Here is a 10,323-nt window from a genome sequence, read left to right as displayed (position 1 = left end):
TTGAGTTTGCCTATTTGGCCGGAGTTGGGGGAGGAGGTTATTGAGAAGGTGGTTGGTGTGCTGAAAGAAGGTTTGTAACTTTTTAGAGTAAGTAGTGTTGTAATTAATGTATATTTTTGTTTCCAGTATTGGTAGAAGTGGTACTAAGTTTTTAAGCGAAGTATTTAAACAAGTTACGGATATTCCTAGTTTTCATGGTGGGGAATTAAATATTCCTGACATGAGATGTTGTGTTGGTGATGCTTTAGTTAAATTCAATAATAATGTTGAGGCAGAGGAAATAGATCGTAAAATCAAGCAAATTCAAAAATATTCTGTTCAGGGTAATTACTTTGAATCTAGTCAGCTTTTTCTCGGTTGTTTTGTTGAAAAAGCCATAAAGACTTTACAGCCAATTTATGTGATTCATTTAATTAGAAATCCTTTAGAAACTGCCAAAAGCTACGTCAATCGTAATTCGATTCCAGGAGATACCAAATCGGTGTGGAGACCGCCCATAAAAGCCAAGCGAAACCTGTTACAGCTAAATGAAGCATTACTGACACCTTTTCAGAAAAACTTATGGAATTGGCTGGAAAATGAGCTTAGGTTTCACTCTTATAAACATCAGTTTCAAAAGACTTTTGATCTTGATTTTGACGTTCTGAATAAAATAGAAGTTTTTGAAAGGTTATTTGAGGATTTTTGCCTCAGTTACAACCGAAAAAAATTAATAGAAATTTTGAACAGTCCTCCAGAAAAATGTAATTTCTATAATGCTAACCCTCAAAAGACAGTTATATCTGTTGATTATCTTGAAGAAGCAAAAGCATTTATCGCTCTTTTAAAAAAGGAAAAAGTTAAGTTAGATGTGGAAGAATTTAATAATAACTGTTACTTAAAGTATGAATTTATCAATGAAATTATAAGGGAATTATCAGAAGAAAATTCAGTTTCACAGAAAAAATATTCCGATATACTGTCTAAAAATAGCATTAAATCAGAAACTATTAAAAAGTCAAATGCCTTAAAAAACATGAAGGGAGCCAATCAAGAAAACTATAATTTTAGCAATAGGCTTTCCGACAACATCATTCATACTGCCAATCAATTAAAGCAACAAGGAAAAATAGCTGAAGCTCTTAAGCTCTACGATAGGATAACCGAAAATAATCCTAATTTTTCTTGGGGTTATATTAAAAAGGGAGAAGCTTTATTAGCTGACAATCAACTTAATGAAGCTATTGATAATTTTCGTAAAGCTATTAAAATTAATCCCCAGTCAGCGACAGTTTCTTACAGTTTAGGAATGGCTGTAGCTAAACAAAATAGTTATGATGCTGCAGTGTCTTGTTTTCGTCAGGCAATCAAAAAATGTAAGACTAATGTTCCTCAAAAATTCTATACCAATCTGTGGGAAGCTTTAGCGAAACAGGGTAAGCTGAAGACAACCGTTTCTTCAGAGCAAGGAAATAACCAGTGGCAAGTTGGTGTTGCTAAAGTTGCCATAACCCCCAAGAAACCGATTTGGATGGCAGGTTATGCAAAACGAAATAAACCGTCACAGGGAGTTGTTCACGATTTATGGGCTAAAGCTATTATCATTTTACCCTCAGATAATCTACCCAGAATTTTAGTGACTTTAGACATTTGTGGATTGGATCGTCATGTATCGAATCGGATTACTAATGCTTTAGAAAAACAGTATGGTTTAGAGCACGATCGCATTGTCTTGTCTTTTTCCCACACCCACACCGGGCCAGTTGTTGGGAACTGTTTGGAAGTGATGTATGACATGAATGAGGAGCAAGCTAAAGTAGTTGCTGACTATACTGAATTTCTATTCAAAACTATACTTGACTTAGTTGGGCAAGCTTTTGAACAGATTAAACCTGCCTCTGTTGCTTGGGGTATTGGTAGAGCTAACTTTGCAGTTAATCGCTCGGAAAATCTAGAAAAAGAAGTGACTTTCAACAGGGAGCGACTGAATCTTAATGGTTCAGTAGATCATGATGTTCCTGTATTGTCAGTGCGAGATTTGCAAGGGGAGTTGATGGCTATTATCTATGGTTATGCTTGCCATTGTACCGTACTGGACATTTATCAACTAACTGGGGACTACGCAGGTTTTGCTAATATTGCCCTGGAAAAACAGTATCCTGGTGCAGTGGCTATGTTTGTTGCGGGTTGCGGGGCAGATCAAAATCCAATTCCAAGAGGTGATGTTACCTTAGCTCAAAAGTATGGTGAAGAATTGGCACAAGCGGTTATGTCTGTGGTAGTCGGTGGTGCCATGGAGTTGCTAAAACCTCGGTTAAATTCTGCTTATTATGAAGTGGACTTGGCTTTGAGTCAGCTCCCAACTCTCGAACAAATTAGAAAAGACAACCAATCTACTAATGTTTATGTTGCTAGACGGGCTAAAAGTTTGCTTAAGCAGATTAAAAACCAAGGCTCATTAGCAGAAACCTATCCCTATCCAATTCAACTCTGGCAACTGGGAGATAAGTTAAATTGGATTTTTATGGCAGGTGAGACTGTTGTCGAGTATTCTTTAAAATTAAAGTTGAATTTAGGCTCGTCACATACTTGGGTGGCGAGTTACTGCAATGATTTATGCAGTTATATACCGACAAAAGAGGTGTTGGCTAAACATGGTTATGAGGGCGATCGCTCTATGATTTATTATGGTTTACCTACGACTTGGGATGAAAATTGTTTGGAGGAAGATATTATTGATGCTGTTGGAGGATTGTTAAGGATAACAAATTCAAGTTATACTTTGCATTAAAACTATGATTATATTCAGTTGCTTTTTAGTTGTTAGGAGTTTTTTGAATGAATGCTGAAAATTTACATCTCATAAATTTAGCAGAATATGTTTATAAGCCACAAGACGAATTTCGTGATGAAACTATTGCCGATGGAACTTGGAATCGGATAAGTGCCTATGGATCTGTGTGGAGAAATTGCATATTTCAGGACATAAAAATTTCAAATTCTAATTTTACAGGATGTATGTTTCTTAACACAAAATTTACTAATTGTGAATTCACAAATGTTAACTTTTTTCATGGTGATTTAAGGAATATGCTCCTGGAAAGATGCAGTTTTAAAGGTTCATATATTGGAATGGCTAGTGCAAAAAATAGCATTTGGAGTAAAGTTTCCCTACACTTATCTACGCTACTTGATTTAGATCTAGAATCGGCAAATTTTTCAGAATCCCGTATTTCCAAGAGTCATATAATTCGTATTGACTTGGCTAGTGCTTCATTTAATAATACAAAGTTTACTGATTCTAAGATGATAGATAGTCGCTTGCCGATCCAAAATATCGATCCAGCACAGTTAGTTAATTGCAGTTTAGATGACAATAGTACATTTGTGGAGTAAACAGTGATGTTGATTGAAGAAGAAAAGGCAGTGGAGTTATGTGCTTCTGTTATGAAATATGCAGACAGACTCTCTGACAGTCGGTCTAGATTTTTGCAATCTTTTGAGCCTAATGTAGCAAAACTTCACGCTAGGTTGATCAATGATTTTTGGAGGATTGAACAATTAAAGAACAAGCGTATACTAGACATTGGGCCTGGTCTTTTCCCTTTCTCTATCATTGCTCGTGAGTTGGGGGCTAAAGTTGTAGCTATTGAATTCGATGAAGCATTGGCAGATGTTGGTAGAATGATTGGTTTTGAAGTTCATACTGACAATCTTGATATGTTGCCAGAAGGTAAATTTGTTGATTTTGATGGTGTATTTTTGAAAGGACCTTTCAACCCCTGTCGTCAGAGATTAGATACTTTACCTCAAGCTACTCAACGAATTGTAGAGACAATTCGTACTGATGCTTGGGGGTGGATTGCTAATTCTGTACATCCAAGAAGACACATGGTTGAGAGACGCAGATTACCATTTAAACGAAGCGAACGTTTAATAAAAAGTGTAAGTCGAGTGGAAGGTCACTTAAGTAACAAACCTTTTGATTATCGCTTAGGATCGGACGCTTTAGAAATCGGTCAATATAATGAATCCTCTATGGTGAAGGCATTGACTCTAGTTGAAACGCTGACGAAATTACAAAAAGATACTTTTGAAAATCTAGGATGGACTGCCGAAATTCCAACAGAGTATGAGCGCTCTCTCTATGCTCTGACTTATCAACGTTGCCCCTATGTGTTTAGTAAAAACCTCAAAACTCTTGCTCAATCTCGTCTTGAACGTATAGCTCAGTTAAAACAATAGTTGGGTTAAGGTCAAGTTTAATTTCCAGAAACTTCTAGCCGATCCCTTTTAAAGCTTTTATTGCTCAACTTCCCCCATCGAAATGTACTTTAATTTCCCTGAAAATCGCGTTTAACTGCTTTGGGGTATTTTTCTCAGGGAGGAAGTTCAGTTATTAAGAAAACTTAGCGATTACCCGATTAGCGTTAGAAGACGGCAAAATATTATACCCACGTTCCTGTAAGATATTTCTGCAAATATCTGAGTTCGGCTGACCATCACGCTGATAAGGTGCTGCAACAAACAGCCCTTTCACTCTGGGTTGCCATTGGTTTAATCCTTGAATTGCCTCAATCTCAGCACCATTGACTGTTATAAATATAAAATCCACCGACTCTACTTCCCACTCATCAAGCAAGTTGTCTAGGGTATCAACACGAGCTTCTACCCCTATATCATCTGATAGCTTCTCTAGATTAACCAATGTATTGCGCTGTCTTCCCTTACCTTTAACCAGTAATGTTCCAGCCTGCTTCCAAACTCCTGCTTCGATAATACTAACCCTATCTGCCAAACCATTTTCATCAATATTCCGCCGTAAAATCTCAACATTATCAGGCATCATTTCAATAGCCAAGACCTTACCATCTGGTACTAACTCCTCTGCAAAACGAATAGTTTTATAACCCAAATAAGCTCCGCATTCAACCACTGCCCCATTTCTAGGTGGCAACACCTCTTCTGGTGGCCAGGTAAAATCAGTTGCATATCGTTGTACAACATCAAGACACACAAGAAAAGTGTCTTCTGTTACCATACTGGGGAGTAAATCACAAACAAATTGATAAGCACGGCGATGGTTATTCTGAGAAGGATAGCCGTAAAAAATTTTACCATCCATAGTTCGGACAAACGCCAAACCATCTTTCATCCCCGTTTCTAAAAAAGTTGCCTGACGCAAGGCTGGAATATGCTTACTAAAGCTATTTGGAGCTTGCGCAATATCTTCAGTCGAAAAGCGCTTTAAAACAGATTCTAGGGACTCACCCCTTGCCTTACTTACTATTTCGGCTTTCTCCTTAACTTGTTCTGATATCTGAGCTTGATTTTCTATAACTTGTTCGTCACTCTGTTGTTTTTCCCGATCGTTAAACTCAAAAATATCCGAATCTTCAATATTATTGACTTGCTGATTTTTAACCTCTTTGAAGTTAGAATTAGTTTGCCGATCGCCCAAGGATGATATATCTAGGATTAATTCATTTTCTGATTGACAGAAAGACTTTTGTAGGTGACTTAAACTGTCAGCAACTTTCTCCCATTTAGAATCTAATCGACTTCTCCACAAAGAGGGTTCTACTGCTGAAATACAAATGCGAATAAATATTTCGGCATCTGGTTCGGCATTAAGTAAAACAGATACCAAATCTTCTGCATCCCTGAGTCTATTAGTCTTGAGGTCTTGAATAAATATCCCAGATGCTTTTATACCAGATTCAGCCAGATGGCGTAAAGTTTTATCTGAAAACAAAAGATTAAAAAAAGAAGAAAACTGTTCTTCAAATTCTCGATTGATTTCATCCGTCGATAGATGGGATACTTCTTGGGATACTTCTATAGATTTTGGCAAATCAAATATTTTTGTAGCAGGACGTTTGACTTTGTATTTCAGCTTTTCATCATCAGTAATTTTACGATGCTTTACTAATACTGGTATGGCAAAATCATATTCACCCAACCAGCGTTGGATTGTTTCAACACGATCCGTAAATAGAAAACCTTTCTGATTCTTTTCAGAATCGCCACCATTGGTGTTAAACCACTGTTTAATAAAAGATTTGCTACTCACTGGTAAAGATACCTGAGATTCTGAAAATTCATATTCTTGTCTAGTAACAACCCCTTCTAGGTCAGCAGAACCACTATAGAGTTCATAAGGCATTCCTCTAGAAAACCTTCCTGGGTGAACGAGAACATGATTTAATCCTGGTTCAAGCATCCAAGCTGCAAGGTGTAAATTACCTCGCCTAGCTATGTATTCCCCAGAAAAACCTCTGATACGTTGTGCAGACTGACCGCAGGAATCACTATAGTTTTTCCATTTAATGGGAGGATTTACAGATTTATTACGACTAGCATTGTTATAAACCCACGCCAAATCTTGATAGTTTGATGGTAAATCAACTAACTGTGCATTGCCCTCTCCTGCGCCGTGAGGAATAAAAGTTCGGATGTTAAAGTATTTTCTAAGATTATCTACATCTTCCGCAAAGACTTTGCGAGCCTCTTCAAGAGTTTCTGAGCTAAAATCAGTTTTATAATCTCTGACTAAAGCTTGTGCACAGACCACACCAATTGCATTTTGATGATACCCGATTTCAAAACCTGCTTCTTCCAAAGACTTATAAAAGCTAATATCTAAATCTTCCACCTTCCACATTTTACGCTGTATAGCATCCTTGTAAGGGGAACGGTTAAACAAATATATGTTTGATATAACTTTATTTTCGAGTTCCCAACGACACATAACATGGGTTTCGACCGGATAAAAATCTATATGATGGTCAAGCAAAACATTGATTTCTTCTGGTTTGTATTCACCAGCAAGAGCTTGACTCATGGTTAGAAAGTTTACTTGACGATGTTTGCATATATCAATAAACTTGACGAAATAATCCCAAGATGATAAGTAATATTCAGGAGTAGGTTGCCAAAGAGTTTGTACCAAATTGAATGGACGCTCTGGGGATGCGGGCGTTGACATTAACTTGTTATTAGCTTCCAAATTACATTGATTAATTAAAAAATCTCTAGTTTTACTATGTTCAAACTCGGACACAGATGTTTTGTGAAAAAGTTCGCTGGGTGGCTCGATACCTCTTGTAAAATAGTACAAGCAACCCGTGTATTTAAGACTGTAATGAGGACGAGTAGAATCATTAATCCAAGACACATCCCAGCCAGCATTAGCAAAGGCGCAACGTTGTATCTCAATCCGTTTTGTGACAAACTCTTCCACGTTAGCAGTGTCGGCAGATGCTTTATTGACTGTTACCATCCATCCCCAACCATCAGGAGATAAAAGTTCTGTCAACCTGTTAACAAAATTTGCGACGGCATCTTCGTCCTTGTAATTACAAGCATTAAAACTTCCTTTCATCCACAAACCATCAAAAGGCTTATCAAATATTTCTCTATGAAGTTCTGCAAAGTCTATTTCTAAAACTTCAAAACCTAAATATTTACCCAGTTGAGCAAAATGAGGGTCACGCTCTACGCAGACCACTTCTGCACCCAAATGACGAGCTAGGAGTGCAAAAGCGTAATGCCCAGGGCCAAGCTCTATAATTTTCTTTCCTTGAAAGTGTTTAAGCTCAAATTGATCTGATAATATATTTGCTACTCTAAGCCCTCGTCTGGGATTAAATGATTGCTGTGATGCAAAAGATGTTGACTCAATAATGGTCTTACCCTCTTCATCTATATTGCATATTCTGAGAACTGTTTCTCTATCTAAAATCTTGCCAATAGTTAAATCGCTTTCATTGACACATTGCTGAGATTTTGCCAGAAGCTTTTGATGATTTTTCTCTGTCCGTTCTAGTATTTTTTTGTAGAAATCAATACTTGGTTTAAGATCGACGGCTTGTTTCAGATAGTTAATTCCTTCCTCAAATTTTGCTTGCTCGGCTAATAATTCTCCTTTTGCCAGGAAAAAAGTTGCAGCATTGGAATTTAAACTAATAGCAAAATCAAAACATTCTAAAGCTTCATTAAGATCGCCATTTTTTTTCAGCAAGTTACCGAGCTTATGGTGGTGCCAAGCAAAATTAGGGTTTGACTGAACTAAAGCCTTAGATTCTAATATCCTTTGCTCTTGCAAACTTGCTGACTGCACAGTATTAGTTTCCGTATTCTTTTCTAAAGTCATAATTTTACTATCTGAAAAACTACTCTGAGTTAAGCTATTATCAACATCCCACCACAAAGGATGAGTCAAAATTCCTAAAATATGGCTATACTTTATACTTGACTTCATATCTTCCCTTTTTAAACCAGCTCTCCCTCTGGTGTTTTCTTTAACCCTAATATTACCTCCTGAATCAGTAATGTAGAGATCGCGAGGCAAATCATAGGCTTCATAAAGTAAACCAAACTCTTTCATCGATCTACTTCCTAATACCACTTGATTACCTTCCCAAGCGACGTTTCTCAAACCACCTCTAGACTCATAAACTGATTCGGAAAAAAGCTCGTAATTGCGGAAATCTAATTCACGACAAAGACGGTCTCCATGAGTTGAAGTCCCTGTTATTTTTATTCCGTGAAAATCGAAAAATTCTAATTCTTGCTCTAATACTTCAAAAGGATTACATCCTGTTTGCAATGCTAATACTACAAAATTGTTGTGCAAATTAATCTCATGACCTAAATCTTGAATCTTCTTACAATTTTCAATCATTAAATCATAATGAGTATATTTTCCATTCTGAAATTCTCCATAGTACCATGCCGTGTGTAAAACACAATAAGTAGCCCGAACATTGTTTTGATTTTCCCATTCTGCTATCTTTAGAGCCGTTTGAATATCGTGATCGATATCGTGACGAACCAGAGTGATAGCTTTTCCACCTGCTAGATCGCCAGTAGCAGCTTCATGGTAAGTTAAGTTGATTCGGTTCTCCAGATTTTCCTCTATTATTTTGTAATATTCTTTGAAATTGTGTTTCCTTTTGCGAAAAAATTCTTTCTCTTTTTGAGTAATTTTCTCTTGATATAATTCGCATATATCCATGATATCTTGCTTAACCTCTTCCCAAGTGTAGTTAAAATTGTTCATCTGTCTATTACAATCTTTCTGAATTTGGTTTACTATTTCAGCAGACAAATCGTTTTTCCACCGTCCAATACTTGAAGTAAAAAAGTCTCTTGAAAGTTTTTCTTTATTTACATGACCGGTCGTGTGAACGCTTGCTTTAGAATGGAAAAATTCACGAACTTCATTTCTATAAGGGAGATCGCAAAAATCAATTATTTCTCTAACTTTTCGATCACAGAGGGAAACCAAATCTTCATAACGAATTAGATAAGCACTATCGGGATACCTTGTTTGAAATTCAACGAACTTTTTTAAATAAACCTGCCAGGATTGAATAATTTGGGGAATGGTCTTATCAAATTCTCTTTCTAAATGGGATGCGACTACATCTCTTGGGTCCCGCAGAATATACAAAAATTTACTATTTTTTGTCCATGAGTAAACTTCCTTAAAAGCCGGAGTGTTTAGTTTAAAACCTCCTACCAATGTTTTCTCTTTTTCCATTTTCTTTTCGGCAACTAATTTTGAAATCGTAAATCTAAACTTCAATTCATTAGTTGGTATTCTTAAATCTTCTTGATGACGATATATATTAAGTAACTCCAAAAAATCTTCAGGTGAAACAAGAGTTCTATCACATCTTTTCAAAAAAACACTAAAAGTACTGAGACCTTCTTCTTTTAGCACCCGAGAAATATCATTGATTTTACCTTGTTGGAGAGCGATCTGCTTTGTTAAAATCTCAATCATTCTATCAACAGTAGGTAAGTCAGAAGGTAATAATTCATATCCCATTGATACATTAGGATGAGAATCCAAAACAGTGGTTAACAACGTAGTTCCCGAACGAGACATTCCACAAACGAAAATAAGACGGTTATTGTTTGTCATTTTTTTATTCGTTAAATTCTAGTTATGTACAATTTTGATTTCTGTTAAAACTAAACATAAATATAACAATTTCATCTTATTAGCTTCTTTTTAGCTTCTTTAATGATGTAGTGATTGTAGAAGGAAAATGCCTTGACAGAATCTCCCAAGGAGTATCCTGATTCACAACCAAACTACGCTTACCATAACGATCAAACGTTGTCAAATTCTCAGCAAACTTAATATCAAGAGCAAAAACTCCAATCTCTGCCATTTTAAATCCACAATGCCCTATCCTCACTTCTTTATCATCAACCTTTGCCACCACACAATTATCATAATCCAATGTCTGCAAACCCAACTGAAAAAACTTTTTACTCATCGCACCATCAAGTCCACGATTTATATTTAGCCCTTTCCATATACTAAAC

The 10,323-nt window shown here is 36.4% G+C and carries 5 protein-coding genes; 3 read left to right on the top strand and 2 right to left on the bottom strand.

The genetic code is table 11. From position 1 onward, the window contains the following. The first annotated feature begins 106 nt into the window (after nucleotides 1-106). Genes AC3DU7_RS14920 through AC3DU7_RS14910 form a run of 3 tightly spaced genes read left to right on the top strand, consistent with a single transcriptional unit; the run spans nucleotide 107 to nucleotide 4,224 of the window. Nucleotides 107-2,770, top strand: coding sequence for a neutral/alkaline non-lysosomal ceramidase N-terminal domain-containing protein (locus AC3DU7_RS14920; RefSeq protein WP_488040120.1), 2,664 nt, complete (start codon nucleotides 107-109; stop codon nucleotides 2,768-2,770). 47 nt (nucleotides 2,771-2,817) lie between these two features. After that, entirely contained in the window at nucleotides 2,818-3,375 is a 558-nt protein-coding gene (locus tag AC3DU7_RS14915) for a pentapeptide repeat-containing protein (protein WP_488040119.1), read from the top strand. Nucleotides 3,376-3,381: 6 nt separating this feature from the next. Then, entirely contained in the window at nucleotides 3,382-4,224 is an 843-nt protein-coding gene (locus tag AC3DU7_RS14910) for a class I SAM-dependent methyltransferase (RefSeq protein WP_488040118.1), read from the top strand. A 154-nt stretch (nucleotides 4,225-4,378) separates the two neighbouring features. On the opposite strand, the gene AC3DU7_RS14905 is transcribed toward AC3DU7_RS14910, so the two are convergent. Beyond that, on the bottom strand, nucleotides 4,379-9,913 hold the full coding sequence (locus AC3DU7_RS14905) for an FkbM family methyltransferase (RefSeq protein ID WP_488040117.1): 5,535 nt from the start codon (nucleotides 9,911-9,913) through the stop codon (nucleotides 4,379-4,381). 79 nt (nucleotides 9,914-9,992) lie between these two features. Beyond that, on the bottom strand, nucleotides 9,993-10,323 hold a 331-nt coding region (locus tag AC3DU7_RS14900; protein ID WP_488040116.1), incomplete at its 5' end, for a hypothetical protein.

It is taken from the genome of Okeania sp., assembly GCF_983059655.1.
The sequence above is the reverse complement of the archived record's forward strand: the minus strand, read 5'-3'. Positions and strand labels throughout refer to the sequence as shown.

Excerpts from the sequence above, each read along its gene's own strand:
- AC3DU7_RS14920 (WP_488040120.1), top strand. The coding sequence starts at position 107 with ATGTATATTTTTGTTTCCAGTATTGGTAGAAGTGGTACTAAGTTTTTA.
- AC3DU7_RS14915 (WP_488040119.1), top strand. The coding sequence starts at position 2,818 with ATGAATGCTGAAAATTTACATCTCATAAATTTAGCAGAATATGTTTAT.
- AC3DU7_RS14910 (WP_488040118.1), top strand. The coding sequence starts at position 3,382 with ATGTTGATTGAAGAAGAAAAGGCAGTGGAGTTATGTGCTTCTGTTATG.
- AC3DU7_RS14905 (WP_488040117.1), bottom strand. The coding sequence starts at position 9,913 with ATGACAAACAATAACCGTCTTATTTTCGTTTGTGGAATGTCTCGTTCG.